The 25,854-nt window shown below is 68.1% G+C and carries 23 protein-coding genes, 1 other RNA gene and 1 pseudogene; 13 read left to right on the forward strand and 12 right to left on the reverse strand.

Annotated elements, in window-relative coordinates:
* The first annotated feature begins 82 nt into the window (after positions 1-82).
* From panD to greB, 3 genes are all read left to right on the forward strand, one after another.
* Positions 83-487: an aspartate 1-decarboxylase gene (gene panD, locus D3874_RS16550; RefSeq protein ID WP_119779063.1), complete on the forward strand. Its 405-nt coding sequence runs from the start codon at positions 83-85 to the stop codon at positions 485-487.
* Between the two features lie 83 nt (positions 488-570).
* Positions 571-1,095 carry a superoxide dismutase[Cu-Zn] gene (gene sodC / locus D3874_RS16555; protein WP_119782329.1) on the forward strand — a complete coding sequence of 175 codons (525 nt, stop codon included), beginning with the start codon at positions 571-573 and terminating at the stop codon, positions 1,093-1,095.
* Positions 1,096-1,117: 22 nt separating this feature from the next.
* Positions 1,118-1,612 (forward strand): transcription elongation factor GreB, encoded by a 495-nt coding sequence (gene greB, locus D3874_RS16560; protein WP_119779064.1) that lies wholly within the window; start codon positions 1,118-1,120, stop codon positions 1,610-1,612.
* A gap of 10 nt (positions 1,613-1,622) precedes the next feature.
* Here greB and D3874_RS16565 read toward each other — a convergent pair whose 3' ends face one another.
* From D3874_RS16565 to D3874_RS16575, 3 genes are all read right to left on the reverse strand, one after another.
* Positions 1,623-2,783, reverse strand: a complete 1,161-nt coding sequence (locus D3874_RS16565) for a hypothetical protein (RefSeq protein WP_119779065.1) — start codon at positions 2,781-2,783, stop codon at positions 1,623-1,625.
* Positions 2,735-4,288, reverse strand: coding sequence for a DUF3857 domain-containing transglutaminase family protein (locus tag D3874_RS16570; protein WP_119779066.1), 1,554 nt, complete (start codon positions 4,286-4,288; stop codon positions 2,735-2,737). The genes D3874_RS16565 and D3874_RS16570 overlap by 49 nt, the downstream gene beginning before the upstream one ends.
* A 129-nt stretch (positions 4,289-4,417) precedes the next feature.
* Positions 4,418-4,876, reverse strand: a complete 459-nt coding sequence (locus D3874_RS16575) for a hypothetical protein (RefSeq protein ID WP_147385696.1) — start codon at positions 4,874-4,876, stop codon at positions 4,418-4,420.
* Between the two features lie 115 nt (positions 4,877-4,991).
* Here D3874_RS16575 and D3874_RS16580 point away from each other — a divergent pair, with 115 nt between their 5' ends.
* A complete protein-coding gene (locus D3874_RS16580) occupies positions 4,992-5,258 on the forward strand; it encodes a hypothetical protein (RefSeq protein ID WP_147385697.1) in 267 nt (88 codons plus the stop codon).
* Here the strand turns inward: D3874_RS16580 and recR are convergent.
* The 5 genes from recR to D3874_RS31250 all read right to left on the reverse strand — a co-directional run bounded on the left by recR (position 5,255) and on the right by D3874_RS31250 (position 9,705).
* Complete coding sequence (gene recR / locus D3874_RS16585) at positions 5,255-5,869, reverse strand: recombination mediator RecR (RefSeq protein WP_119779069.1); 615 nt, start codon at positions 5,867-5,869, stop codon at positions 5,255-5,257. The genes D3874_RS16580 and recR overlap by 4 nt on opposite strands.
* Before the next feature lie 7 nt (positions 5,870-5,876).
* Complete coding sequence (locus D3874_RS16590; protein ID WP_119779070.1) at positions 5,877-6,197, reverse strand: YbaB/EbfC family nucleoid-associated protein; 321 nt, start codon at positions 6,195-6,197, stop codon at positions 5,877-5,879.
* Between the two features lie 10 nt (positions 6,198-6,207).
* Complete coding sequence (locus D3874_RS16595) at positions 6,208-8,037, reverse strand: DNA polymerase III subunit gamma/tau (protein ID WP_119779071.1); 1,830 nt, start codon at positions 8,035-8,037, stop codon at positions 6,208-6,210.
* Between the two features lie 124 nt (positions 8,038-8,161).
* Positions 8,162-8,259, reverse strand: an RNA gene (ffs, locus tag D3874_RS16600) — signal recognition particle sRNA small type.
* A gap of 90 nt (positions 8,260-8,349) precedes the next feature.
* Positions 8,350-9,705: a TROVE domain-containing protein gene (locus D3874_RS31250; protein ID WP_119779072.1), complete on the reverse strand. Its 1,356-nt coding sequence runs from the start codon at positions 9,703-9,705 to the stop codon at positions 8,350-8,352.
* Between the two features lie 1,257 nt (positions 9,706-10,962).
* Between D3874_RS31250 and D3874_RS16610 the strand changes: the two genes are divergently transcribed.
* The 3 genes from D3874_RS16610 to nudC are packed head-to-tail and all read left to right on the forward strand — an operon-like array spanning position 10,963 to position 12,498.
* Positions 10,963-11,355, forward strand: coding sequence for a hypothetical protein (locus D3874_RS16610; RefSeq protein WP_147385698.1), 393 nt, complete (start codon positions 10,963-10,965; stop codon positions 11,353-11,355).
* The gene (locus D3874_RS28605; RefSeq protein WP_158596067.1) at positions 11,352-11,528 is read left to right on the forward strand and encodes a hypothetical protein; all 177 of its coding nucleotides are present in this window, start codon (positions 11,352-11,354) and stop codon (positions 11,526-11,528) included. The genes D3874_RS16610 and D3874_RS28605 overlap by 4 nt, the downstream gene beginning before the upstream one ends.
* 31 nt (positions 11,529-11,559) lie before the next feature.
* The gene (gene nudC / locus D3874_RS16615) at positions 11,560-12,498 is read left to right on the forward strand and encodes an NAD(+) diphosphatase (RefSeq protein ID WP_119779074.1); all 939 of its coding nucleotides are present in this window, start codon (positions 11,560-11,562) and stop codon (positions 12,496-12,498) included.
* Here nudC and D3874_RS16620 read toward each other — a convergent pair.
* Entirely contained in the window at positions 12,495-13,373 is an 879-nt protein-coding gene (locus D3874_RS16620) for a prephenate dehydratase (RefSeq protein ID WP_119779075.1), read from the reverse strand. The two genes, nudC and D3874_RS16620, sit on opposite strands and share 4 nt — an antisense overlap.
* 326 nt (positions 13,374-13,699) lie before the next feature.
* Here D3874_RS16620 and D3874_RS16625 point away from each other — a divergent pair, with 326 nt between their 5' ends.
* Together D3874_RS16625 and D3874_RS16630 are read left to right on the forward strand one after the other, a co-directional pair.
* Positions 13,700-14,251: a c-type cytochrome gene (locus tag D3874_RS16625; RefSeq protein ID WP_119779076.1), complete on the forward strand. Its 552-nt coding sequence runs from the start codon at positions 13,700-13,702 to the stop codon at positions 14,249-14,251.
* 18 nt (positions 14,252-14,269) lie between these two features.
* Entirely contained in the window at positions 14,270-16,105 is a 1,836-nt protein-coding gene (locus D3874_RS16630) for an extracellular solute-binding protein (RefSeq protein WP_119779077.1), read from the forward strand.
* Here the strand turns inward: D3874_RS16630 and D3874_RS16635 are convergent.
* Positions 16,095-17,684, reverse strand: a complete 1,590-nt coding sequence (locus tag D3874_RS16635; protein WP_119779078.1) for an alginate O-acetyltransferase AlgX-related protein — start codon at positions 17,682-17,684, stop codon at positions 16,095-16,097. The genes D3874_RS16630 and D3874_RS16635 overlap by 11 nt on opposite strands.
* A 102-nt stretch (positions 17,685-17,786) precedes the next feature.
* Between D3874_RS16635 and D3874_RS16640 the strand changes: the two genes are divergently transcribed.
* The 4 genes and pseudogenes from D3874_RS16640 to D3874_RS16655 form a co-directional block, all read left to right on the forward strand.
* Positions 17,787-19,634 carry an extracellular solute-binding protein gene (locus D3874_RS16640; RefSeq protein ID WP_119779079.1) on the forward strand — a complete coding sequence of 616 codons (1,848 nt, stop codon included), beginning with the start codon at positions 17,787-17,789 and terminating at the stop codon, positions 19,632-19,634.
* Positions 19,635-20,732, forward strand: a complete 1,098-nt coding sequence (locus D3874_RS16645; protein WP_119779080.1) for a microcin C ABC transporter permease YejB — start codon at positions 19,635-19,637, stop codon at positions 20,730-20,732. It begins immediately after the preceding gene.
* Positions 20,733-20,850: 118 nt separating this feature from the next.
* Positions 20,851-21,885 (forward strand): ABC transporter permease, encoded by a 1,035-nt coding sequence (locus D3874_RS16650; RefSeq protein ID WP_119779081.1) that lies wholly within the window; start codon positions 20,851-20,853, stop codon positions 21,883-21,885.
* A pseudogene (locus D3874_RS16655) lies at positions 21,882-23,179 on the forward strand (ATP-binding cassette domain-containing protein); the annotation flags it as partial. The gene D3874_RS16650 and the pseudogene D3874_RS16655, both read left to right, overlap by 4 nt.
* Positions 23,180-23,490: 311 nt before the next feature.
* Here D3874_RS16655 and D3874_RS16660 read toward each other — a convergent pair.
* Both D3874_RS16660 and D3874_RS16665 read right to left on the reverse strand, forming a co-directional pair.
* Positions 23,491-24,387 carry a C40 family peptidase gene (locus D3874_RS16660; RefSeq protein ID WP_119779082.1) on the reverse strand — a complete coding sequence of 299 codons (897 nt, stop codon included), beginning with the start codon at positions 24,385-24,387 and terminating at the stop codon, positions 23,491-23,493.
* Positions 24,384-25,802 (reverse strand): leucyl aminopeptidase family protein, encoded by a 1,419-nt coding sequence (locus D3874_RS16665; protein ID WP_199699100.1) that lies wholly within the window; start codon positions 25,800-25,802, stop codon positions 24,384-24,386. The genes D3874_RS16660 and D3874_RS16665 overlap by 4 nt, the downstream gene beginning before the upstream one ends.
* Positions 25,803-25,854: the final 52 nt, after the last annotated feature.

Consider the following 25,854-nt stretch of genomic DNA (forward strand, 5'->3'; position numbering starts at 1 on the left):
ACAATGCAAATACTTGTCCCCCTGCCCCCTGGATGTTAGGAGGGCCGCCGATCCGGCGACGAGAGACCGGGCGGAGGAAAACATGCGCCGCACCATGCTTCAGGCCAAGTTGCACCGCGTAAAGGTCACCCAGTGCGAGCTCGACTACGAGGGCTCCTGCGCCATCGACGACGACCTGCTCGAAGCCTCGGGCCTGCTGCCCCTGCAGAAGATCGACATCTACAACGTCAACAACGGCGAGCGCTTCTCGACCTATGTCATCCGGGCCGAACGCGGCTCGGGCGTGATCTCGCTGAACGGCGCCGCCGCCCGCAAGGCCCAGAACAATGACATCCTGATCATTGCGGCCTATGTCGAGGTCGAGGAAGCCGAACTGCCCGGCTTCGCCGCCAGGCTGGTCTATGTCGACGGCCAGAACCGCATCAAGTCGACGGCGAGCGAAATCGCCGTGCAGCCGGCCGCCGGTTGGGGCAAGGCGGCGGAGTAGGCACCGCATTGCTTCGGGGTTATGGTGGCGCGGCGCCGGGGGCGGGCACGCACCGGCGCGCCAACAAGACCGCGGAGGACCACATGCTGCGCACGTCGCTCGCTACCCTGTTCACGTTTGGCCTTGTCATGGCCGCGCAGGCGGAAACGCCGCCGGCTGCCACTACCGTCGAGATCAAGAACCCCGAAGGCGCGACCCTCGGCACCGCCACCCTGACGGGCGCGCCCAAGGGCGTGATCCTGCGCATCGAGGCCAAGGGGCTGACGCCCGGCTGGCACGGCATGCACTTCCATGAGAAGGGCGACTGCTCGGACGCCGAGTTCAAGAAGGCCGGCGGCCACGTTCACGGCGACGCCGCGCTGGTGCACGGCCTGCTGAACCCGGCAGCCACGGATGCGGGCGACCTGCCCAACCTCTATGTGGCGGCGGACGGCAGCGTGACCGTCGAACTCTACTCGACCCTGGTGGCCCTGACGCCCGGCACCGACCGTCCCGCCCTGCTCGACGCCGACGGCTCCGCCCTGGTGATCCACGCCAACCCCGACGACTACGCCGCCCAGCCCATCGGCGGCGCCGGCCCACGGGTGGCTTGCGGCGTGATCAAGTAAGGCGATACAGCAAGCGAGTTCCATGTCGCTCACAACCAGTTCCACCGCCCCCAAGAACTACATCACCCCGGAAGGCTATCGCCGCCTGGCCGACGAATTGCGCGACCTCTCGCGGGTCGAGCGGCCAAAGATCGTCGAGATCGTGTCCTGGGCGGCGGGCAATGGCGACCGGTCGGAGAACGGCGACTATCTCTATGGCAAGAAGCGGCTGCGCGAGATCGACCGGCGCATCCGCTTCCTGACCAAGCGCCTGGAAGGCGCCGAGGTCGTCGACCCGGCGCAGCAGCGTAACAAGGCCCGTGTCTTCTTCGGCGCGACCGTGACCTATGTCGGCGACGACGATACCGAGCGCACGGTGCGCATCGTCGGCACCGACGAGGCGCGCTCGGAACAGGGCGAGATCTCTTGGGTCTCGCCGGTCGCCCGCGCCCTGCTGAAGGCCGAGGAAGGCGACGTGGTGCAGGTCGCGACGCCGGCCGGGGCCGAGAGCATCGAAGTGGTGAAGATCGCCTATTGATACAGGCCCGCTAGCCGGCGGCGGCGAACCGCGGCAACAGCAGCAGGGCGAAGACCGTCGCTATCCCCACGACGATACCGACAATGTTCCAGGCGTTGTATTTCGAGTTCTGGACCAGGGCAATGTTGCCCGGTCTGTGCAGCCGGTTGACGGCGAGCACGGCGGGAACCGCGCAGGCGGTCTGCAGCACCGCCAGCAGCAGGGCCACGGCAAACGCCTTGCCGCTGCCGACAAAGGCCATGTTCACCCCGAAACTGGCGAAATAGAGCGCCGCCGACAGGATGGCCGCACCCACGCCCAGCCATCGCGGCAGCGGTGCTCGCTCGTTGCGCCGATTGGCCGCCCGGAACATGGGAAACAGCCAGAAGGGATAGAAAAGCGCCCGCCAGAACGCCCAGGTCCGCCCGCCCTCGAACTCGTTTCGCCAGCGATTGCACTTCCACAGCCAGAAAATGGTGTAGGTGCCCCAGGTCGCGAGGCTTAGCGCCAGGAACTTGTCGAGGCTGACGGGGTAGTAGAAGCCTTGCTGCGCATAGGCGCGATCGGCCCGCAGATTGAAGATCGCGGCACAGAAGATCAGCCCGCTCATCGAGAGGAAGATCGCCGACGGCCAGAGCACGCGTTTGGTCATCTCGGCGAGTTGCTGCGGCGTGGGCGGTTTATCCGGGGTGGCGCCGGCGAAGGACGTCATGCCCTTGGAGCTGGAGACGCCGCCCCGGCCGAGCACGGCGCTCAGGTCGTAGGTACTCCACAGAAAGCCATCCACATCCTTGGCGTCCCGCAGGTAGGGCTTGATGCCCGCCGCCGGGACCTCGGGCTGCTTGATCTCGAGGCTCCAGTCCGCCGTGAACGAGCCCCGCCGGCTCTCCGATTCCCGGCTGAAATGGAAATAGTCGTTGCCCACGGTAATGTGATCGAGCGCGGTCATATGCACGCCCTCGCCCGTGATCGAGACCACATGCTCCCGAAACATCGGATAGGGCAGGTCGACCGGCGCCCGCCGCTTGGCCGCGCCCGGTGTCTCCAGCATGTCTTCCAACAGGTCCGCCCGCAGCGGCCAACGGTGGTCCTCCACCCCCTCGGCCAGTTCCTGCTTGTCGATCAGATAGCGCTCGGTCACCGTCAATTCGTTGGCATCGCGGTCGTCGTCGACGGTGATCGGGCCCTGCATGGTCGCCCGGGATAGAGGCGATAGTAGTAGTCGCCGTACTTTTTGCTGGTCGCGGCCAGGGACGACGAGGCCAGTTGGCGGCGCATCCAATCGGCTTCGCGGCTTTGATAAGTGGTGGTCACGGTCAGCGTGACGGGTTCGTCCGCCGCCTTGGGCACCTCGAAGGCTTCGCGCGTGACGGCGGTCGCGTGCCCTGGCCTCGCCCGGGGGATCGGCACGAGTTCGGCCGAGCCGGCGAAAATCGGCAGGCCCCAGCCATAGTTCGGCGGCGCCAGATTCCGGCCGACGCCGCCTTGATGGGACCGGGTCGGGTCGAGCCAATAGGTCTCGCCGGCAATCCTGGCGGTTACGATCGCGTGATCGAAGGCATAGGGTGAGGGCAACCGGTCTGCCAAGGCCCACCCTTCGTCGATACTTGCCAGTGCGACATGAGACTCGATGCCCAGGCGCTTCAGCACGGTCGCCAGCAGCAGGGCCTTGTCCTTGCAATCGCCGTAGGCGCTGGTGACGACCTCCTGCGGGCTGCGCGGAAAATAGGAGCCCTTGCCGATTTCGATGCCGACATAGCGGATCTGGTCCTGGACCAGCCGCAGCGCCCGGCTCATCCGCTCCTCGGGCGCCACATAGCTCGACGCGATGAGATCGACCTGATCACCGAAGGCTTTCGGCAGGGCCTGGTCCGTCGTGTAGTACGGCGCCATTTCGCCGGTCAGGTCGCCCCATCCCGCCATGGTCGTCACCTCGATCGTCGACCAGGGATCGTACCAACTCGGCACATTCGCCTCGGCCGGCATCGGCTGCGGATCGCTGACCGTCCACTCGTAGGTCCGGCTTGCGGCATCCTGGGCCACGAGGTCCAGCTTGCGCCCGTCGGCGGATCGCTGACGGAGCGCTTTGTCCCCGTGCAGGATGATCCGCGCCCGCGCGAAGGCCGTCGGCGTCGACCATGCCGTCCTGAAACGCACCGAGAGATCCCCGGCGGCGATCTTGGGCTTGCGGTACACCGTGAAGGCGTAATCGACAATGTCACCGACCCGGATATCCTTCAGGTTGGCGTGGACCGTCAGATAGCCATCGAGGATGCCTTCGGACAGGTCTTCCTCCTGGCGGAAGGTTTCAAAATCGGTCGTCCCCGTCAGGTCGATGGTCTGGCCATCGCGGGTCACCGTGACCTTGTTGACGCGCAGAGTCTCGTGGGTGGGGTCGAACACTTCGCTGATCGCCGCGGCTTCCTCGAGGCCCTGCCGGCTCTGCACCTGATAGGCGTAGCGTGAGTAGTACTCGACCTCGCCTTCGCGCCAATCGATCTGCCGGTCGACCAGCAGGAAATAGAGGCCGCCCGAAACCTCGGCGGCGCGATCGGGGTTGGCGGCCGGCACAGCCATCGGCAATGCCCAGGACGGCGCCGGCGCGACATAGTCGCTGGCGGCGAGCGCGACCCCAGGCATGATGACCGGCAACCAGAAGGAAAGAAGCAAGCGCCCCAGGGCACGACCCGCAAACATGTTTGGTCTCTCAAATCGCCAGATGCTCAACGCCGCAAAGCATCGATATTAGGCACCATTCGGGCCATTGGCGAGAATCTCGAATTTGCCTTCGCGGTAAAATCGCGCAGCCGGGCCGGAGGGGCCTGTTTACTGCCGCGTCAGCGTGTAGATCACGTTGTCGAGGGCGAAGAGGGCCGTGCTGGCGTCCCGGAAATGATAGGAGAACAGGCCGGTCGAGCAGGCGACGTCGATCCCGGGCACCTCGCCCGGCGGCAGGCCCAGCGCCGCCGCTGCCTGGGCTTGACGGCCCTCGGGCAGGCCGCCCTGGAACAGGCCTTCAGGCGGGATGCGGGTGACCTCGTAGCCGACATCCGTGCAGCCGATGACGGACGCGGCGATAACCTCGTGGGCCGCGAAGGTGACGGGCTGGCCCTTGAGCTTGGCCATCTCGGCCACTTCGTCCGGGCTTTGCTGGGCAACCCAGGGGGCCATCACCGCATCGCTGATCTTCCAGGCGCCCAGCAAGGTCTGGTCGGCGGCGTGGGCCGCCGATCCCGCCACCAAGACGGCGAGGACCACCTGCAACAGCACAACAAATCGACGCATTCGATCGCCTCCCCAGGCCCCGTTCCGCGGCAAAGATCGGTCATTCAGCCCGGCCCTGCAACCAGCTTGGGGCCTGCGTGTTGTTATAGATTCAGGCTGCTTGGGAGCCATGGTGATGAAACAGTTGAGTACAATCGCCGCCGCCGGCCTGCTGGCCCTGGCCATGTCGACCAGTGTCGCCGCGGCCGAACAGGCAACCAAGCCCACCACCGGGACGACGGCAAAGCCGACCGGGCTCGAGACGCGCGTCGAGAAAAAGCTCCTGGGCCGGAGCGATAGCTGGCAGCGCTTCGAGCCGCCGCGCCCACTCTATCGTGATCGCTCGGAAAAGCTCTGGCGGCCCTCGACCGGCGACATCAAGCTGCGCCGGGCCGGCGACTAGCTCTCGGAAGGCCGCCTTGCCTTCAGGGCCGCCGCCAGGGTACCGTCGTCGAGATAATCGAGTTCGCCGCCCACGGGCACGCCGTGGGCCAGCCGGGTCACCGACACGCCCTTGTGCTCGATCAGGCCGGCGACATAGTGCGCCGTGGTCTGGCCGTCGACGGTCGCATTCAGGGCCAGCACCACCTCGCGCAGCGGCGGCCCCAGGCGCGGCATCAGGCCGGCGATGCGCAGATCGTCGGGGCCGATGCCGTCGATCGCCGACAGGTGCCCGCCCAGGACATGGTAACGCCCGCGAAAAGCACCCGAGCGTTCGATCGCCCACAGATCGCCCACGCCTTCGACGACGCAGATGACCCCCTGGTCGCGGCCGGGGTCGCGGCAGATCGCGCAGGGGTCGCTGGTGTCCATGTTGCCGCACAGCGAGCAGGCCTTCACCGCGACCAGCGCCTCGGCCATGGCGGCGCTCAGCGGCCCCATCAGCGCCTCCCGCCTGGCAATCAGGTGCAGGGCGGCGCGGCGGGCCGAGCGGGGGCCCAGGCCGGGCAGCTTGGCAAGCAACTGGATCAGGCGGTCCAGGGCGCCGCCGGGCTCGGGTCCGCCGGATGCCATGAAGCGATCAGAACGGCAGCTTGAAGCCGGCGGGCAGGCCCATGCCGGCGGTCGCCTTCTGCATTTCCTCGGCCATGCGCGCCTCGACCTTGCCCTTGGCGTCGCGGTGGGCGGCGACGATCAGGTCTTCCAGTACCTCGGCCTCGTCGGCGACGATCAGGCTGGGGTCGATCTTCACCCGCTTGAGCTCGCCCTTGCCGTTCATGGTGACGGTCAGCAACCCACCGCCCGAGCGCCCCTCGACCTCGACCGTGTCGAGGCTGTTCTGCATGTCGGCCATCTTGGCCTGCATGACCTGGGCCTGCTTCATGATTTCGTTGAGTTTCATGGGTGCTCTCTCAATCGTCGTCGGTCTCGAAATCGAAGATGTCGAGGATGGGGGCATCCTCGTCAGGCTCCTGCTCCGGCATATCGTCGGCCGGCGGCTCGATTGCAACCGCGCCCGCCTTGGCCTTGGCCCGGATTTCCACCAGCTTGGCCCCGGGAAAGGCGCTGAGCAGCGCTTTCACCGGATCGGAATTCAACAGCCGTTCCGCCAGGGCGTTCTTGTCGGCCCGGGCCAGGTCGCCCAGGGTGGGGCCGCCCGGCTCCAGCGAGGTGTCGATCAGCCATGGCTGCCCGGTCCAGGTCTTCAGCAACTCGGCCAGGTCGCGGCCTAAGCTGCGCGGTGCGGTATCGCGCAGGCGCAGGGTGATCCGGCCGGGGGCGAAGGCCACCGGATGAACGTCGTTCATCAGATGGGCGTGCAGACGGATTTCACGCTTGCTCTCAACCAGGGCGGCCACGGCCGCGAAGCTCGCCGGCGGTGCCGTTTCCGGGCTCTTGAGATAGACGACATTGCCCTGCGCCGAGGCGACCGGGCTGCGCTCGGGGCCGGGCGCCGGCAGTGGCCGGCCCATGGCGACGGGGCTGGAGACGGCAAGCGCGCTGGCCCCGCCACCGCCGCCCTGCGGCCCGCGCGGGGCACCGGGCTGGCCCTGGGCCCGCTCGTCCAGATACTGCTTCACCAGGTCGGCCGGCGGCGGCAGGTCGACCGCATAGGCCAGGCGGATCAGGATCATCTCGGCGGCCGACAGCGGGCTGGGCGCCATGCGCACCTCGCCCAGGCCCTTCAGCAGCATCTGCCAGGCCCGCGCCAGCACGGGCATCGACAGCGCCCTGGCCAGTTCCAGGCCGCGGGTGCGGTCGTGTTCCGAGGCGGTGGCCTCGCCCGCCGCATCGGGCACGATCTTCAGCCGGGTCAGCCAGTGGGCCAGTTCCAGCAGGTCCTGCAGCACCACCGCCGGATCGGCACCGGTGTCGTACTGGTCGGTCAGTTCGCCCAGGGCGGCCTTCACATCGCCGCGCATGACCATCTCGAACAGATCGAAGACGCGCGCCCGGTCGGCCAGGCCCAGCATGTCGCGCACCGCCCCCTCGTCGACCTCGCCCGCCGCATGGGCGATGGCCTGGTCGAGCAGGGACAGGGCATCGCGCACCGAGCCTTCGGCGGCCCGGGCGATCAGGGCCAGGGCCGGCGGCGCCACATTGGCGCCTTCCCTGGTCGCGATGCCATGCAGGTGAGCGATCAGCCGCTCCTGCTCGATCCGGCGCAGGTCGAAGCGCTGGCAGCGCGAGAGCACGGTGACCGGCACCTTGCGGATTTCGGTGGTGGCGAAGATGAACTTCACATGCGCCGGCGGCTCTTCCAGCGTTTTCAACAGGGCGTTGAAGGCACTGGTGGAGAGCATGTGGACTTCGTCGATGATGTAGACCTTGTAGCGCGCCTGAACGGGGAGGAAGCGCACGCCCTCGATGATCTCGCGGATGTCGCCTACGCCGGTGCGGCTGGCGGCGTCCATTTCCTGGACGTCGATGTGCCGGCTCTCGGCGATCGCCACGCAGTTCACGCACGCCCCGCAGGGCTCGACCGTCGGCCCGCCCTTGCCGTCCAGGCCGATGCAGTTCAGGCCCTTGGCGATGATGCGGGCGGTGGTGGTCTTGCCCACCCCGCGCACCCCGGTCAGCATGAAGGCATGGGCCAGGCGCCCGGCCGCGATGGCGTTGGTCAGGGTGCGGACCATCGCCTCCTGGCCGATCAGCTCGGCAAAGTTGGACGGCCGGTATTTCCGGGCCAGCACCCGGTAAGGCACGGCCACCTCGGCGGCGGGAATCGAGCTGTCATTCATCGGGCGCGATTGTGGCCATGCCCGGCCACTTGAACAAGGCGCATTGAGCGCCCGCGTAGCTTTAGCGGAGCGAGCCAAGGCCGCGGATGCGGCCGCCCGGCGCCTGAGGGACAAATGTAAGTAAGGTGGGAGGCTGGACAACAACCCAGATCGGATTCGTTACGGCTGCTTCCTTCCGGACCTGACCGGGTTCGCGAGGGACCTGTCCATCGCCAACCTCCCGGCGTCTATATCGACGTTCGACGGCGTTTGGGCAAGTCCCAAAACGCAAAAAGGGCGGGCGAGGGGTTTCCCCCTCGCCCGCCCGGCTTGTCACGCGGCCTCGCGCTCGCAGGCCGCCACATAGGCCAGCACCGCCTCGGACCAGCCATCGATGCGGGTCAGCGTGGCGCTGTCCCGCACGAGTGCCGGCTTGTACGGCGCCACGTTGACGACCCAGGTCGGCACCCCCGGCGGCCAGGCCACGGTGTCGTGGCTCTGTTCGTCGGTGATGACGATGAACCGGGTGGCCTTGCGCAGGCGCCGCTCCAGGCCCGCCACCGCCTTGCCCAACAGGGTTCCGGCAAACGGCTGGCTGGCCACGACCGCGTCGCGCAGGGCAAAGCCCCGGCGCGACGCCACCTCGACCAGCTGGTTCGAGAAGGTGTGCACCTCAACCTGGTCGCACACCTCCCGCGCCAGCACGGCAAGGCCGCAGGCCGCGTCGATCCGCGTCGTCTCGCTCCGGGGTGCGATCGGCGCCCCCATCGAACCGGAGACGTCGATCAGCAGCACCGTGTGCCCGGCCAGCGCCAGGTCCAGCCTGCCCGTTGCCCGGAACATGGCCGCCTCCAGCGCCGCCTCGGCCCAGGGCGCGTGGCGCGCCGCCGTGACGAAGCGGAACGGCAGCACGCGGTCGACCCGCTTGGCCGCCAGCGCCGTCTCGATCAGGTCGTGCTCGACGCCGGCCTTCTCCATCAGGCGCAGGTTGCGCAACAGGGCCAGGGCACCCAGCCGGTTCTCGCCCAGCAGCCGCTCGAACGTCGCGCGCTTGTCGGCCCCGCTCGAGAGCGCCACCTCCCAGGTATCGGGGGTGGCGAGGCTGCCCGCCTTCACCTTGGCCAGGAGCAGGGCCTGCGCCTCGCTCTCCGGCTTGGGGTGGGTCAGGCGCAGCACGTCGACCAGCTTGATCGGGCCATCCCTGTCGTACTTGGCGAGCTGGTACTCGTCGAACTTCAGGAAGGCCCGGCCCAGGCCCTTCTTGACCTGGGCGGCCAGCGGCGCCCGCTTGACGATGCCCTCCGGGCTGCCGGCCCAATAGAGGGCCAGGAACTCGGCCAGCTCGTCCGGCCGCTCGACCACGTCGGCCAGCACGCCTGCGACCAGCGGCCGGTAGCGCTCGTGCCGCACCATCTCGCGGGCCAGCAGCAGCGGCACATGCCGCAGCTTGAACGCGCGCCGGGCCTCGCGGGCCAGATCGGCAACGCGTGCCGGCTCGACCTGAGGGACCAGGTTGGCGATGCGGTCGGCGATGGCGACCCCGCCCTCGTAGAAGCTGTCCTCCCACAACAGGCAGCTCAGCACCGCCTTGCGCAGGGAGGCATAGGGCGTGAGGGGCACGGCGAGCGCGCCCTCGTGAGTCTTCGCGGTGATCCCCGCGAGAAGGGACTTGATGTTGAGACGAGCCATGTCGCACCTCCTTTCTGCCGGTGTCGGGCTCCTTGGAAAAATCGGTCTTGCCGGGAAGTAGTGAAAGCGGCTGCCCCGCCGGCGTGCCGGCGGTGGGGGTTCTCGGCCCCCTGGCTTGGTGGAGCGATGTAACCGCTGTCTGCGCCACGGCAAGAGTGGCGATGGTGACCCCATCGGGTAGTTTGGTGGCGGCGCCCTTTTTCGTTTCCAGCGAAGTAATCGCCGCCGGCGCCACGATGGGGCCTGCCGGGTTGCTTTCGGGAACGCTCTTTTCCAGTGCTCTACCATTGAGCTTCGGCGGGCTCGCGCCCGTCGGCAGGAATCGAACCTGCGGCCTCTGCGTTATGATCGAAGAAGTCGTCCCCTGCGCCACGGCAGGTCTCGATAAAGGTTACCCCATCGGGTAGCTTGGTGGTGACGTATCTATAAAGTCGAGGAGCCAAGGGCCCCCACGCCAGCCGAAGAATTCGCCGCCTGCGCCACGATGGGGCCTGCCGGGTTGCTTTCGGGAACGCTCTTTTCCAGTGCTCTACCGTCGAGCTTCGGCGGGCTTGCGCCCGTCGGCAGGAGTCGAACCTGCGACCTCTACGAAGAAATAGTTCCCTGCGCCACGGCAGGATTGAAAATATGACTGTCGGCCCCGCCTGTTGCGGGGCCTTTGCCAGGCCTGGCCGGGATCGCCGACATTCCTGGCACCGCCATCGGTGTCGGGGCTTGTCGCCCCCGTTCCCTCCGGCGGTCCCCGCGCTTTGGGCGTTACACCCCAAGGTCCGGGTCCCTTGGCCCGGCGCGCGGAAATATCCTGGCGGCGGGCAGAAAAAAACCTCTCGCGGCGGGGCCGGAGAGGTTTGCTGCGTCGCCGCTGACCTGTTCGTCAGACGGAAACATCCTCTCTCGCCCCATGGCCGCCGGCGCGACCGTATCCAGCGCATGCCGGATGCAGGTCGACCGTCGATAGCCCTTCGGCTATCCGGCGATTGTCCTGTTCAATCCACATGCGTGACACGGGTCTTGCTCCGAAAACGGCCAGGCCGGCAGGGTGCCGCTGGCGAGAGGAACGGACTTATACGCCCGTCTTGCGGGAAGTAAAGACCCTATTTCCTGCTGTTGAAATATTTTCCCGACATGGCGGCAAGCCTGCCGCAGGCCGGTAATTTACTGGTGTTTATGGATGCGATCGCGGTGGACGGTAACAATCCATGGCGCAACAGTGGCGCCATGAAGCGGGGATCGCGCAAGGCTTGGGGGGCTGGCGTGATGGCGGTTGCCGTCGCGAGCAGCATCCTTTGCGCCAACGGCTTTGGTGCCGTCGCGGCGGTCGCCCAGGACGACGTGTCGGCACCCTGTCGGCGCCTGATCCGCGACAAGTGGGAGCCCTCGCGCGGCAACGACCTGGAAGGCTGCCTCGACCGGCTGGCCGGTTCGCCCGCCACCTATGACGTGAACGGCTACAAGCTCGCCCTGTGGGGCACGGTCCTGCTGGCGACCGACGGCATCGCCCTCTACCAGTCCGAGGATGGCGGCACCTCGTGGGAGGTGGCGCGCCAGCCGGCGGATGTCACCCGCGAGGCCCTGCTGCTGGCCCCGGCCGACCCGCCGCCCCTACCGCCCGAGACCCCCCCCCGCCCGAGACGGCAACCGGCGACGTGAGTGACGGCGCCCAGGCGGCACGCTACAAGATGTGGCTGGCGCTGGCCCGGCGTTGCGACCCTTCCCTGCCCGACGAGGGCACGGCCTTGCGTGATCTGCAATTCAAGGCTTCGGAATGCGAACGCCGCCTGCGCCAGCCTGGCGGTACTGTACCGCCAGCACCCACCCGCTGAGCGTCCAGGCTGTGCCTTGAGGATTTCCACCATGACCGAACCGAGCGCCGCGACCACCTTCGCCGGCAACCCGCTCGACCGCGCCTCGGAAAAGCGCAAGGACGCGGCCTGGATCGCCGATCGCCTGGCCGACGCGCAAGCCCAGATCCTGCCCTTGTGGAAGACCCGCCCCTTCATCATCGAGCAGGGCGGCACCTCGACCCTGGGCCTGCTGCGCAACGGCCTGATCGACAATCTGGTGGCACGCGCGCCGGCGCCGGTCTTTCTGGGCCTCGACAATGGCGCCCCCGTCTTCGCCGTCGACCTGTCGAACGGCCCGGACCCGGCCCGGGGCGGCGTGCTGGACGGCATCGGCCGCTTCAACGAATTGCGCGGCGCCTCGATGATCCTCGACCCCAAGGATGCGGCGATCGCGGCCCAGGCCAAGTCGATCGTCGACTGGCATGCCCGCCACCGTTTCTGCGCCCAGTGCGGCACGCCTACCGAGGTGCAGGCCGGCGGCTGGTCGCGCCGCTGCCCCAACCCCGATTGCAAGGCCGAGCATTTCCCGCGCACCGACCCGGTGGTGATCATGCTGGCCGCGGCGGGCGACCGCTGCCTGCTGGGCCGCCAGCCGCAATTCCCGCCCGGCTTCTTCTCGGCCCTGGCCGGCTTCGTCGAACCCGGCGAGACGATCGAGGAAGCGGTGCGCCGCGAGATCAAGGAAGAAGCCGGCATCAGCATCGGCCGCGTCGCCTATCACGCGACCCAGCCGTGGCCCTTCCCCTCGTCCCTGATGATCGGCTGCTTTGCCGAGGCAACGTCGACGGACATCACCATCGACGAGGAAGAACTGGAAGAAGCCCGCTGGGTCGACCGTGCCACCTGCGCCGACGCCCTGGCGGGACGCAACAGCGATCTCTTCATGCCCCCGGCCATCGCCATCGCCCATCACCTGGTGAAGGCGTGGGTCGAGGGGGCGTTCGACTAGGCCGGGACTCTGCTGCTGGCCTCCCGGCGGAACGGGTGGGCCGGGTAGCAGCCGAGGATCTTCACGTCGGTCGAGAAGAAGGCCAGTTCCTCCAGGGCAAGCTGGACGGCCCGGTCCTCCGGGTGGCCTTCGATGTCGGCGTAGAACTGGGTCGCGGTGAAACTGCCGCTGATCTGGTAGGACTCGAGCTTGGTCATGTTGATGCCGTTGGTGGCAAAGCCGCCCATCGCCTTGTAGAGGGCGGCCGGCACGTTGCGCACCCGGAACACGAAGGTGGTGATGGCCGGCACGTCGGCCAGGGCATCGACCCGCTCGCGCGACAGCACGATGAAGCGGGTGGTGTTGTGGGCCGCATCCTCGATATTCGCGGCCAGGGTGTCGAGGCCGTAGATCTCGGCCGCGATCGACGAGGCGATGGCGCCGATGGTGGGATCGTTCCACAGGGCGACGTCGCGCGCCGCCCCCGCCGTATCGTCGTGCACCACCGGCGTGAGCTGGTTGCTCAGCAGCAGCGAGCGGCACTGCGCCAGCGCCATCTGATGGCTATGCACCGTCTTCAGGCCGGCCAGGGTCGCCCCCTTGGGCGCCAGCAACTGGTGGCGCACGCGCAGGAAATGCTCGCCGACGATATAGAGGTTGGCGTTGGGCAGCAGTTGGTGGATGTCGGCCACCCGCCCGGCCAGGGTGTTCTCGATCGGAATCACGCCGACCAGCGCCCGCCCCTCCGAGATCGCCGCCAGGGCCTCGTCGAAGGTCGGGCAGGCCAGCGGCGTCGCCTGCGGGAACAGCTCGGTCAGGGCAAGATGCGAGAAGGCGCCGGGAGCCCCCTGGTAGGCGACGGTGGCGTTGCCGACACGGGCGGGATCATAGGTCATGACAGGCGGCCTTCGGAGGTGGACCAGGGGCGCAGCCCGACGAATCGGGCCGGCGCCGCGACGATAGACGCAAGACGACGCCGCCGACCAGTGCGGCCGGCCGTACGGGCCTGATGCAACGCGGGCATGACCTCGCCTGGACGGGCGCCGGGAAGCGCTGCGGCAACGTGACACGGCGATTGCGCACCGGCTTGGCGCCAGTTTCCGGGGCGCCAGTTTCCGCGGCGATCGCACAACCTTATACGGGTTGCGCCCTTTGCTTGGAAACGGCTAATCTCCGCGCGCCTGCCGGGGTTCGTACATCCTGGTCAGAGGGGACGAGGGCAATGGATTCCTTCGAGTTTAATAAGATCGCCGGTGCGGTGCTGGGCAGTGTCCTGGTGCTTCTGGTCATCGGCAACGTCGGCGACGCCCTGGTGTCGCCGCATCATCTCGACAAGCCGGCCTATGTGGTCGAGGGCGTCGAGGAAGCGGCGACGACCGCGCAAGCCGGGCCTGCCGAGGCAGCGCCGCAGGATCCGCCGGTCGCGACCCTCCTGGCCTCGGCTTCGGCCGAGAACGGCCAGAAGCAGTTCGCCAAGTGCGCCTCGTGCCACACGGTCGACAAGGGCGGTGCCGCCAAGGTCGGCCCGAACCTCTACGGGATCGTCGGCAACAAGCATGGCCACATGGAAGGCTTCGCCTATTCCGAGGCCATGAAGGCCAAGCCCGGCAGCTGGGACTACGAGGCGCTCTATACCTTCCTGCGCTCGCCCAAGGATTACGTCCCGGGCACCAAGATGGGCTTTGCCGGCTTGAAGAAGCCGCAGGACCGCGCCGACCTGCTCGCCTACCTGCGCACCCTGGCCGATTCGCCCGTGCCGCTGCCGACGCCATAGACTGATGAGGCGGCGGGCATGACGGCATCCGGACTTTCCCGCCGCAGCCTGCTCGCCGCCCTCGCCGCCACGCCATTGCTTGGCCCGCTGCTCACGCGCCGGGCCTTTGCCCAGGCGCCGGTCCACGGCCTCGCCATGCACGGCGACCTCAAATACCCCGCCGGCTTCACCCAGTTCGACTATGTCAACGTCGACGCCCCCAAGGGCGGGGAATTGCGGCTGGGCGTGCTGGGCAGCTTCGATTCGCTCAACCCGTTCATCGTCCTGGGCGATCCCGCCGCGGGTGCGGGCGCCATCTACGATACCCTGACCGTTCAGGCCCAGGACGAACCTTTCTCGGAATATGGCCTGCTGGCGGAATCGATCAGCGTCGGACCCAACAGCGCCTTTGTCGAATACACCCTGCGGCCCCAGGCCAGGTTCCACGACGGCACGCCGGTCACCGCGGCGGACCTGATCTTCAGCCTGGAAGCCCTGAAGACCAAGGGCCACCCCTTCTATCGCAGCTACTACGCCAATGTCGCCAAGGCGGAAGCCGTGGGCGAGCATGGCCTGCGCTTCATCTTCGATCAGCCGGGCAACCGTGAACTGCCGCTGATCATGGGGCAACTGGTCGCCCTGCCCCGCCGCTATTGGGAAGGCCGCGACTTTGCCATTCCCAGCCTCGATGTCCCCCTGGGATCGGGGCCCTATCGCATCGGGCGGGTCGACGCCGGGCGCGCCCTCGTGCTGGAACGGGTGGCCGACTACTGGGGCCGCGACCTGCCCGTCAGCCGCGGCCTGAACAATTTCGACCGCTTGCGCTACGACTACTTCCGCGACGAAACGGCGAACATGGAAGCGTTCAAGAGCGGCGCGCTCGATGCCCGCGTCGAGCGCGTGGCGCGGCTGTGGGCGACCGCCTACACTTTCCCGGCGGTGACGGCGGGCAAGGTCAAGAAGCTGGAACTGCCCGACAACAACCCCGCGGGCATGCAGGCGTTCGTCTTGAACATCCGCAAGCCCAAGTTCCAGAATGCCAAGCTGCGCCAGGCCCTGGGCTTCGCCTTCGATTTCGAATGGACCAACAAGGCGCTGTTCTATGGCGCCTATACCCGCACCACCAGCTACTTTGCCAATTCCGAAATGGCCGCCACCGGCCTGCCTCAAGGCGCCGAACTGGCGCTACTGGAACCGTTCCGCGACAAGCTGCCGCCGGAATTGTTCACCAGCGAATTCACGGTGCCGGTCAGCGACGCCTCGGGCCAGGACCGCGCCCTGCTGCGCCGGGCCAAGCAACTGCTGACCGAGGCGGGTTACACCGTGAAGGGCGGCAAGCTGGTCGATGGCGGCGGCCAGCCGCTGACCATCGAATTCCTGCTCGACGATTCGACCTTCGAGCGGGTCGTCGAGCCCTATATCAAGAACCTGACACAACTCGGCATCGCGGCGAACATTCGCAGTGTCGATCCGCCGCAATATATCCAGCGGACCAACAAGTTCGACTTCGACGTCATCGTGAACGTGTTTGGGCAATCCCTGTCGCCCGGCAACGAGCAGCGGGAATTCTGGGGCAGCGCGGTCGCCGATCTCGACGGCAGCCGTAACCTGATCGGGATCAAGGATCCGGTCGTCGACGTGCTGATCGACAAGATCATCTTCGCCACCGACCGCGAGGGCCTGGTCACCGCCTGCCGTGCCCTGGACCGCGTGTTGTCCTGGGGTTACTACGTCGTGCCGCACTGGTATTCGGCCATCGACCGCATCGCCGTCTGGGACCGTTTCGGCCGCCCCGACACGCAGCCGCGCTACGCCACCGGCTTCCCCGATACCTGGTGGTTCGATCCGGCCAAGAACGCCGCCCTCAGGGGTTGAGCCGCGCCACCGCCTGGCGCGCCGCGGCCAGGAACGGTTCGACGCTGGCCGCCTGCGCCGGCGCCAGGGTCGTATAGCGTTCCAGGTTGGCCACCGACTCACGCCAACGCGCCAGCTTGAAGCTGATGGTCGCGGCCAGGTGCCAGTAGCCGGGATTGGTTTCATCCAGCGAGAGCGCCTGCAATACCGCGTCATAGGCCGCCTGATGTTCCCCGCGCGTGTGCAGGATCGCGGCGAGTTCATTGTGCAGGAAGGCCTCGTCGGGCGCAGCCGCAAGCCCGGCCCGGACCTGTTCTTGCGCCTCGTCCAGGCGCCCCTGCTGCTGGAGCACGCGCGCCGCCAACAGCCGGGGCCGCGGGGCCGCCGGCTTGAGCGTGATCGCCGCCCGGTAATGCTCCAGGGCCTCGTCGCCGCGACCCTCGGCCCGTAGCAGGTCGCCCAGCATCTCGTGGATGGCGGCCGTGGCCGGATCCTGGGCCAGGGCATCGCGGCAGGCGGCAGCGGCCTCCCCCGCAAGGCCGGCCGCGTTCAGGGCCGCCGCGCGGAAATAGTGGTGGCTGGCGGCCGGCCATTGCGCGCAGACATCTGCCGCCGCGGCAGCCGCCTCGGCGTATTTCTTCTCCCCGATCAGCTTGCGCACACCGCGGGCAGCGGCGGCTTCAGCCGGATCGGCGCTGTGCAGATCATCGATGATGATGTGCGCGTCGACCGTCTCGTCGTCCGTCCCCGAGGGGACGAGCATGAACTCCGCCCGCTCGAGCAGCACGATATCGGGTGCCTCTCGCTCGATTACATCGAACAGCATGCGGTTGCCGACGAACATCACCACCAGGCGCCTGAACGAGCGGCGCAGATAAGGCACCATGCCGACGCCAAAGGAATCGATGCAAATCAGCGCTGACGGCAGGCTGGGATCGCCGCCGTCATAGACAGCCATGTAAAGCCCGTATTCCAGTTGTATCCGCAACTGCTGCGCCGCCGGCTGGCCGGCTTCGATGCGGGCGACCGGCTGTGCCGCGCGGGGTGGCGGCTCGAGTTGCACCCCCAGCATGCCGATCATCTGCCGCGACGCCCAGTCGATCTCGGCGGGCATGATCACCCTGGCCTTCGGCAGGTAGCGCACCACCATGTCCATCAAGGCGCGGTAACCGATGTAGGCCCCCCACTGCGTCCAGTGGAAATCATGCGGCGGATAGGTGGGACGGCGATCCCGCGCATGGCGCAGGGTGGCGATCGGGTAGGCGATATAAGCCAGTTCCCGGCCCGAGAATTCGCGCGCCAGGCGCCGGTAGGGCGACTGCTGCGGATCGAAGGCGACGCCCTCGGGCAATTGCTCGGGATAGACGAAGGCCACCTCGGGCGCCACCACGGTGAGCAGCGGCGGCAGCCCCATGGCCGCCAGCTTGGCCTGGCGCCGGCGATGGGCGACGGCCCAGCGCCGCAAAGCCGCCTGGGACAGGGTGGCCGGGTCCCGGTACCAGGCAAAGTGATCCTGCCTGCCGTCCGGCAGCCCGGTCAGAAACAACCAGCCGTCGCGCCCCTCGATCATCGGGAAACGCAAGTCAGTCCCGGCCACCATGCCTCCGCCCGCTGCCTCAGGGCGGCGAGGATAGCGTGATTGCCGGCCAAACCCAATCGAGGTGGCTTTCACGGCGCGCGCGGCTTGCTATCATCCCGCCCGATGTCGCGCGCCGCCCTTCGCCTGATCCTGACCGCCTTCGCCCTGATGCTGGGCGTGGCCGCGGCCCATGGCGAGCCCCGCCACGGCTTCTCGCCCTTCGGCGACCTGGGCTACCCGGCCGATTTCAGCCACTTCGCCTATGTCGACCCCGATGCCCCCAAGGGCGGATTGCTGCGCCTGTCGGCCCTGGGCACCTTCGATTCGCTCAATCCCTTCATCGTCCGCGGCCTGCCGCCGATCAGCGGCATGGGCCTGCTCTACGGCGGCCTGGACCTGACCTTCGATAGCCTGCTGGTGGCGAGCGCCGACGAGCCGGACAGCTTCTACGGCCAATTGGCCGAATCGGTCGAGGTGGCGGCGGACCTGTCGAGCGTCACCTTCCGCCTGCGGGCACAGGCCCGCTTCGCCGACGGTACGCCGGTCACGGCGGCGGATGTCGCTGCCACGGCCCAGGCGCTGCGCACCAAGGGCGACCCGGTGTGGCGCCAGCGCCTGGCCGACATCGGCGCGATCGAGAGCCCCGACCCGCTGACCGTGACGGTGATTTTCACCGGCGCCACCAGACGCACCCTGCCCATCGCCATCGCCACCATGCCGGTGCTCGCCGCCGCCTGGCTGAAGGACCGGGACTTCGGCATGCCCAGCCTGGAGGCGCCGCTGGCCTCGGGCCCCTACCGCGTGGCGGTGGTGGAGCCCGGCCGCAGCATCACCTTCGAGCGGCGGGCGGATTACTGGGGCCGCGACCTGCCCGTCAACCGCGGGCGCTTCAACTTCGACCGCGTCCGCTTCGATTACTACCGCGACCGCGACGTGGATTTCGAAGCCTTCAAGGCCGGGGCCTATGATTTCCGCGAGGAGTTCACCTCGCGCCTGTGGGCCACCGGCTATGCCGGCCCCGCCGTCGACAAGGGCCTGATCCGGCGGGCCAGCGTCGCCGACGAACGCCCCACCGGCATCCAGGCCTTCTTCCTGAACCTGCGGCGGCCCAAGTTCCAGGACATGCGCGTGCGCCAGGCGATCGGCTCGGCCTTCGATTTCGAATGGTCGAACCGGGCCCTGTTCTTCGGCGCCTACAAGCGCATGGCCTCGATCTTCGAGAATGCCCCGCTGGCCGCCCACGGCCGCCCCACGGCGGCCGAGCTTTCGCTGCTCGAAATGTACCGCGGCAAGGTACCCGACAGCGTCTATGGCGAACCCTACTTCCCGCCGCTGTCGGATGGCTCGGGCGAATTGCGCGACCGCCTGAAGGCGGCGCGCGACCTGCTGGCCCAGGCCGGCTGGCGCATCGCCGACGGCCGGCTGGTGAACGAGAAGGGCGAGACCTTCGAGATCGAGTTCCTGCTCGACGAGCCGTCGTTCGAGCGCATCGTCCGGCCCTTCATGGCCAATCTCGACCGCCTGGGCTTCATCACCAAATACCGCGAGATGGAGACGACCGGTTACACCGTGCGCCGGCAGAACTACGACTACGACGTGGTGACCCAGCGTTACGGCCTCGATCCCACCCCGACGGTCGAACTGCGCGACCTGTGGGGTTCGGGCGCGGCCGACAGCCCGGGCAGCCAGAACCTCGCCGGCATCAAGGATCCCGTGGTCGACGCCCTGATCGAACGGGTGATCGCGGCCGATACCCGGCCGGACTATGAAACCGCGGCCCGGGCGCTGGACCGGGTGGTGATGTGGAACGAGTACATCATCCCGCAATGGTACAAGAGCGAGCGCAACATCGCCTGGTGGGACCGCTTCGGGCGCCCGCCCCTGCCGCCGCGCTACGACCTGGGCGTGCTCGACACCTGGTGGTACGACGCCGCGCGGGCTGCGGCGACCGATGCCGGAAAGGCGCCATAGATGGGCATCTATATCCTGCGCCGCCTGTTGCTGATCATCCCCACGATCTTCGGCATCATGCTGATCAATTTCATGGTGATCCAGCTTGCCCCCGGCGGGCCGCTGGAACAGGTCATCGCGCGCTATACCTCGTCGGACAATGCCATGCAGGGGCGCCTGTCCAGCGGCGGCGCCGAAACCCTGGGCGGCGGCACCGGTGGCGGGGGTGATGCCTCGCGTTACCGCGGCGCCCGCGGCCTCGACCCGCGCTTCATCAAGGAACTGGAACAGCAGTTCGGCTATGACAAGCCGCTGGTCGAGCGCTTCTTCATCATGGTCGGCGATTTCCTGACCTTCGACCTGGGGCGCAGCTTCTTCCAGGCCCGGCCGGTGATCGACCTGGTGCTGGAAAAGCTGCCCGTGTCGATCTCGCTGGGGCTGTGGAGCACCCTGCTCATCTACCTGATCTCGATCCCCCTGGGCATCGGCAAGGCGATCCGCGACGGCAGCCGGTTCGACGTGTGGAGCAGCGCCGTGGTGGTGGTCGGCTATGCCGTGCCCTCGTTCCTGATCGCCGTGTTCATGATCGTGTTCTTTGCCGGCGGCAGCTTCTGGTCGATCTTCCCCTTGCGCGGCCTGGTCTCGGACAATTTCCACGACCTCTCCCTGTGGGGAAAGCTCGTCGATTACGCCTGGCACATGGTGCTGCCCATCCTGTCGATCGTGCTGGGCGGCTTCGCCACCTTGACCTTGCTCACCAAGAATTCCTTCATCGACGAGATCGGCAAGCAATATGTCACCACCGCCCGGGCCAAGGGCCTGAGCGAGGGGCGCGTGCTCTACGGCCACGTCTTCCGCAATGCCATGCTGATCGTCATCGCCGGCTTCCCCGCCGCCTTCATCGGCATCATGTTCACCTCGTCCCTGCTGATCGAGGTCATCTTCTCGCTCGACGGGCTGGGCCTGATGGGCTTCCAGGCGGCCGAGAAGCGCGACTATCCCATCGTCTTCGGCACGCTCTACCTGTTCTCGCTGATCGGCCTGGTGACCAGCATCATCAGCGACCTCACCTATACCCTGGTCGATCCCCGCATCGACTTCGAACGGCGGGACGTGTGATGGGCGGTACCCCATTTATAACCGTCATCCCGGCGAAGGCCGGGATCCATTGCGCCATCGCGCGCTGCCCCAGAATGGATCCCGGCCTTCGCCGGGATGACATGAGGGGGGCGGCGTAATGGACCGCTTCGCCTTTACCCCGCTCACCCGCCGGCGGCTGGCGCGCTTCCGGGCCAACCGGCGCGGCTACTGGTCGCTGTGGATCTTCCTGGGCCTGTTCGGGCTCAGCCTGTTCGCCGAGCTCATCGCCAACGACCGGCCGCTCTACATCGGCATGGAAGGCGCACACTACTTCCCGGTCCTGGTCGATTACACCGAGACCGAGCTGGGCGGCGATTTCGAAACCTCGGCCGATTACACCGCGCCCTTCCTGTTGGACCTGCTGAAGGAAAAGGGCGCGACCGTGGTCTGGCCGCTGATCCCGTTCAGTTGGGACACGGTGGTGCGCGAGGTCGCACCCTATCCGGCGGCACCCTCGGCGCTCAACTGGCTGGGCACCGACAACGACGGCCATGACATCGTCGCCACCCTGATCTACGGCTTCCGCATCTCGATCCTGTTCGGCCTGGCGCTGACCGCGCTCGCCAGCGTCATCGGCGTGCTGGCCGGCCTGCTGCAAGGTTACCTGGGCGGCCTGACCGACTTGCTGATGCAGCGCTTCATCGAGATCTGGTCGGGCATGCCGACGCTCTACCTGCTGATCATCCTCTCCAGCGTGATCGAGCCCAATTTCCTGTGGCTGCTGGGCATCATGTTGTTGTTCTCGTGGATGGAGCTGGTCGGCCTGGTACGGGCCGAGGCGCTGCGCGCGCGCAATTTCGACTATGTCCGCGCCGCACGGGCGCTGGGCCTCTCCGACATCCGCATCATGCTGCGCCATGTCCTGCCCAACACGCTGGTCGCCACCATCACCTTCCTGCCCTTCGTCATGAACGGCTCGATCTCCACCTTGACCTCGCTCGACTATCTGCGCGTCGGCCTGCAGCAATCGGCCCCGTCCCTGGGCAAGCTGCTGTCGCAGGCCAAGGACCTGGCGGTGCAGGCGCCGTGGATTCCGCTCTCGGCCTTCTTCACCGTGGCCCTGCTGCTGTCGCTGCTGGTCTTCATCGGCGAGGCGACGCGCGATGCCTTCGACCCGAGGCGCGGGCCATGAGCCCCATCCTCGCCATCAAGGACCTGTGGGTTCGCTTCCGCGCCGAACACGGCACGGTCGACGTGGTCAAGGGCGTCAGCCTTCAGGTGTCGCCCGGCGAAATCGTCGCCGTGGTCGGCGAATCCGGTTCGGGCAAGTCGGTCACCGCGCTCTCGGTCCTGCAATTGCTGCCGCCCGGCCTGGGCAGCAATCCCAAAGGCTCGATCCTGCTCGACGGCATCGAGATGGTGGGGGCGGACAACGCCACCCTGCGGGATGCCCGCGGCCCCAAGGCGGCCATGATCTTCCAGGAGCCGATGACGGCGCTGAACCCGCTGCATCGGATCGGCCGCCAGATCGACGAAGTGCTGGAGCTGCGTACCACGCTCGATGGCGCCGGGCGACGCGCCCGCATCGCCGAACTGCTGCGCGAGGTCGGCCTCGAGGCCCTGGTCGAGCGGCTCGACGCCTTCCCGCACGAACTCTCGGGCGGCCAGCGCCAGCGGGTGATGATCGCCATGGCCCTGGCCGGCGAACCCAAGCTGCTGATCGCCGACGAGCCGACCACGGCCCTGGACGTGACGGTGGAGGCCCGCATCCTCGACCTGCTGGAGGATCTGGTCCGCCGGCGCGGCCTGGGGCTGCTGCTGATCACGCACAATCTGGGCGTCGTGCGCCGCCATGCCGACCGTGTCCTGGTCATGACCAAGGGCGAGCTGGTCGAGGAAGGCCCGACCGAGCAGATCTTCACCCAGGCCCAGCACCCCTATACCCGCCACCTGATCGAGGCCGAGCCCAAGGGCCTGCCCGGCCCGGTCGCGGCGGATGCGCCGGTGGTGCTGGATGCGAGCGACATCCGCGTCGCCTACACCCTCAAGCGCAACCTGTTCGGCCGCGCCCGCAGCGAACTGATCGCGGTCGACCAGACCTCGCTCAGCGTGCGCCGAGGCGAGACCCTGGCGATCGTCGGCGAGTCCGGCTCGGGCAAGTCGACGCTGGGCTTTGCCCTGATGCGCCTGGTGCGCTCGACGGGACGCATCGTGTTCCTGGGCGAAGACCTGCGCAGTCTGTCGGGGCGTGCCTTGCGCCATCGCCGCCGCGCGTTCCAGATCGTCTTCCAGGACCCTTACGGCAGTCTGAGCCCGCGCATGACCATCGGCGAGGTGGTGGGCGAAGGCCTGGCCGCCCACGGCATCGTGCACAACACAGCCGAGCGCCGCGCCCATGTCCAGGCGGCCCTGGCCGAGGTCGGCCTCGACGCCGCCATGATCGACCGCTTCCCCATGAATTCTCGGGCGGCCAGCGCCAGCGCGTGGCGATCGCCCGGGCCCTGGCCCTCGACCCCGACCTGGTGGTGCTGGACGAGCCGACCTCGGCCCTCGACCGTTCGATCCAGGCCCAGATCGTCGAATTGCTGCGCGACCTCCAGGCCCGGCGCGGCTTCGCCTATCTGTTCATCAGCCACGATCTGAAGGTGGTCCGTGCCATGAGCCACCGTATGATCGTGATGAAGGGCGGCCGCATCGTCGAGCAGGGCTCCGTCGCCGACATCATCGCCGCCCCCGGGAGCCCTATACCCAGGCCCTGATCGACGCGGCCATGCTGAAGAACTGAGCGAGTCGGTGATCAGGTCGTCAGAGTCAGACTCCCAAAGCGCCGGATCGCCGTTACCGCCTCGGCACCGGGCGGGGTGTGCCGTTCGGCCCGCACCCGGGCTTCCAGGGCGACACGCGGTTCGATCGTCACGCCCATGACGGCGGCGGTGGCATGGATGACGGTGCCGTCGCCGCGATCGAAGGCGACATGGCCCGGGTAGCACAGCAGGTCGCCCCGCTCGATCGGCGCGCCGGGGTCGACCGGCACGCCCGCCTTGGCCTGCAGGTCGCTGTCGCGGGGCACGGGGATGCCCGCCCGCCCCAGGCAGGCCTGGACCAGGCCCGAACAGTCGATCCCCTCGGCGCTGCGCCCGCCCCACAGATAGGGCGTGCCCAGGAAGGCCTGCGCCGTCGTGACCCAGTCGGCGAATGGCCGGTGGATCGGCGCGACATGCTGCGCGAAGACGAAGCGACCGCAGGACAATTGCAGCCACTTGCCGTCGCCGCTGCCCCCCACCACACAGAGCGGGCTGCCCAGGCTCAGCGCCATGACGGCGGGGCGTTTCAGATCGGGCGCGGGATAGAGGTGCGTGCGAGGCACCGCCACCACATGGGTGGGCTCGGGTGCTGCCCCCGGCGCCAGGGCGGCGCGCGGCGCGTAGCCGACGTAGCCGTCCGTCGCCAACTGCCCCCAGACCCAGCCATCCTTGCGATCCTCGTAGACGGTGAAGGTCTCGCCGTAGAGCACCTGCGAATCGAGCGGGCAGGCCGCCTCGGGCCGCGGCCGCAGGGGGGCGTGGCCGACGATGACGTAATAGGGCGCGCCCTCGACGAAGCGATCGGCCACGACCTTGCCCTCCAGAAAGCGCGCGGCGAGGTCGGGTCGGGCCGGCACGATGCGCCGGTCGAAAGTGCCCGACGCGATCATGCCGGGAACCGTTCGGCGATCAGGGCGAAGAGGGCCCGCACCACCATCGCCTCGCCCCCCACCGGCCGGCCGGGGCCCGGCTTGGCGGTCCAGGCGAAGAGGTCGAGGTGGGCCCAGGTCGTGGTCTCGGTGACGAAGCGCTTGAGGAACAGGGCCGCCGTGATCGCCCCGGCAAAGGGACCGTCGGAGACGTTGTTGAGATCGGCCACCTTCGATTCCAGGCCCTTGTCGTAGGGCGCCCACAGGGGCAGGCGCCACAAGGGATCGCGCTGCTCGAAGGCGTGATCGGCCAGCGCCGCCGCCAGCTCGTCGTCGGGCGTGAACAGGGCGGGCAACTCGGGGCCGAGGGCGACGCGGGCCGCGCCGGTCAGGGTGGCGAAGTCGACCAGCAGGTCGGGGCGGTCCTCGTCCGCCTCGGCCAGGGCATCGGCCAGGACCAGGCGGCCCTCGGCGTCGGTATTGCCGATCTCGACCGTCAGGCCCTTGCGCGAGGTCAGCACGTCGCCGGGCCGCATGGCGTTGCCCGCGACCGAATTCTCCACCGCCGGGATCAGCACGCGCAGGCGCACCGGCAGTTGCGCGTCCATGATCATATGGGCCAGGCCCAGGGCATGGGCAGCACCACCCATGTCCTTCTTCATCAACAGCATGCCCGCGGAGGGCTTGAGGTCCAGCCCGCCGGTATCGAAGCACACGCCCTTGCCCACGAGGGTGACGCGCGGCGCATCCGACTCGCCCCAGTTGAGGTCGATCAGCCGCGGTGCCCGGTCCGACGCCCGCCCCACCGCGTGAACCATGGGATAGCCGGCCTCGAGCAGGTCGTCGCCGACGGTGACGGCGATGCGTGCGTCGTGGACCGCCGCGACGCGGATCGCCGCGGCGGCCAGGTCTTCCGGCCCCATGTCGCTGGCCGGGGTATTGACCAGGTCGCGGATCAGGTAGACCGCCTCGGCGGTGCGGCGCACCTGGTCGAGATCGGCGCCGATCGGCGGCACCAGCAGGGGTGGCGCCTTGCCGTCGTCGTCCTTGTAGCGGCGGAAGGCGTAACGCCCCATGATCCAACCCAGCACCGCGGCATTGGCCTCGCGGGGGCCCAGCGGCGTCGCAATCTCATAGGTGCCGGCCGGCAGGGCGGCCGACAGGGCGGCGAAGGCATAGGGCTCGGCCTCCTGCTGGGCGCCGCCGATGCCGAACAGGACCAGGCCCAGGTCGCCGTCGGGGCCGGGCACCATCAGGTGGCTGCCCGCCTTGCCGTCGAACCCGGCACTCCTGGCCCAGGCCAGGGCGAAGGGGGGCACGCGGTCGGCCAGGGCGTCCAGCCCGCCCTTGGTCAGGCAGTGAATCGGCACGGCTAAATCGCGGCTGGCGACCAGCGGCAGGGGCAAGGCGAGGCTGACGGGTTCGGTCTGGGGCATTGCGGGGCTTCGCTGGTCTGGCATTCGCGGAAGGGGGCTTGCACAACGACTC

This window comes from Oleomonas cavernae (assembly GCF_003590945.1).
In the GTDB taxonomy this organism is placed as follows: Bacteria; Pseudomonadota; Alphaproteobacteria; order Zavarziniales; family Zavarziniaceae; genus Zavarzinia; species Zavarzinia cavernae.

Excerpts from the sequence above, each read along its gene's own strand:
- D3874_RS16645 (WP_119779080.1), top strand. The coding sequence starts at position 19,635 with ATGGGCATCTATATCCTGCGCCGCCTGTTGCTGATCATCCCCACGATC.
- D3874_RS31250 (WP_119779072.1), bottom strand. The coding sequence starts at position 9,705 with ATGGCTCGTCTCAACATCAAGTCCCTTCTCGCGGGGATCACCGCGAAG.
- D3874_RS16590 (WP_119779070.1), bottom strand. The coding sequence starts at position 6,197 with ATGAAACTCAACGAAATCATGAAGCAGGCCCAGGTCATGCAGGCCAAG.
- panD (WP_119779063.1), top strand. The coding sequence starts at position 83 with ATGCGCCGCACCATGCTTCAGGCCAAGTTGCACCGCGTAAAGGTCACC.
- D3874_RS16565 (WP_119779065.1), bottom strand. The coding sequence starts at position 2,783 with ATGCAGGGCCCGATCACCGTCGACGACGACCGCGATGCCAACGAATTG.
- D3874_RS16595 (WP_119779071.1), bottom strand. The coding sequence starts at position 8,037 with ATGAATGACAGCTCGATTCCCGCCGCCGAGGTGGCCGTGCCTTACCGG.
- D3874_RS16665 (WP_199699100.1), bottom strand. The coding sequence starts at position 25,802 with ATGCCCCAGACCGAACCCGTCAGCCTCGCCTTGCCCCTGCCGCTGGTC.
- D3874_RS16650 (WP_119779081.1), top strand. The coding sequence starts at position 20,851 with ATGGACCGCTTCGCCTTTACCCCGCTCACCCGCCGGCGGCTGGCGCGC.
- nudC (WP_119779074.1), top strand. The coding sequence starts at position 11,560 with ATGACCGAACCGAGCGCCGCGACCACCTTCGCCGGCAACCCGCTCGAC.
- D3874_RS16620 (WP_119779075.1), bottom strand. The coding sequence starts at position 13,373 with ATGACCTATGATCCCGCCCGTGTCGGCAACGCCACCGTCGCCTACCAG.
- D3874_RS16580 (WP_147385697.1), top strand. The coding sequence starts at position 4,992 with ATGAAACAGTTGAGTACAATCGCCGCCGCCGGCCTGCTGGCCCTGGCC.
- D3874_RS16640 (WP_119779079.1), top strand. The coding sequence starts at position 17,787 with ATGTCGCGCGCCGCCCTTCGCCTGATCCTGACCGCCTTCGCCCTGATG.
- D3874_RS16610 (WP_147385698.1), top strand. The coding sequence starts at position 10,963 with ATGGCGGTTGCCGTCGCGAGCAGCATCCTTTGCGCCAACGGCTTTGGT.
- D3874_RS16630 (WP_119779077.1), top strand. The coding sequence starts at position 14,270 with ATGACGGCATCCGGACTTTCCCGCCGCAGCCTGCTCGCCGCCCTCGCC.
- sodC (WP_119782329.1), top strand. The coding sequence starts at position 571 with ATGCTGCGCACGTCGCTCGCTACCCTGTTCACGTTTGGCCTTGTCATG.
- recR (WP_119779069.1), bottom strand. The coding sequence starts at position 5,869 with ATGGCATCCGGCGGACCCGAGCCCGGCGGCGCCCTGGACCGCCTGATC.
- D3874_RS16660 (WP_119779082.1), bottom strand. The coding sequence starts at position 24,387 with ATGATCGCGTCGGGCACTTTCGACCGGCGCATCGTGCCGGCCCGACCC.
- D3874_RS16570 (WP_119779066.1), bottom strand. The coding sequence starts at position 4,288 with ATGTTTGCGGGTCGTGCCCTGGGGCGCTTGCTTCTTTCCTTCTGGTTG.
- D3874_RS16625 (WP_119779076.1), top strand. The coding sequence starts at position 13,700 with ATGGATTCCTTCGAGTTTAATAAGATCGCCGGTGCGGTGCTGGGCAGT.
- D3874_RS16575 (WP_147385696.1), bottom strand. The coding sequence starts at position 4,876 with ATGCGTCGATTTGTTGTGCTGTTGCAGGTGGTCCTCGCCGTCTTGGTG.
- greB (WP_119779064.1), top strand. The coding sequence starts at position 1,118 with ATGTCGCTCACAACCAGTTCCACCGCCCCCAAGAACTACATCACCCCG.
- D3874_RS16635 (WP_119779078.1), bottom strand. The coding sequence starts at position 17,684 with ATGGTGGCCGGGACTGACTTGCGTTTCCCGATGATCGAGGGGCGCGAC.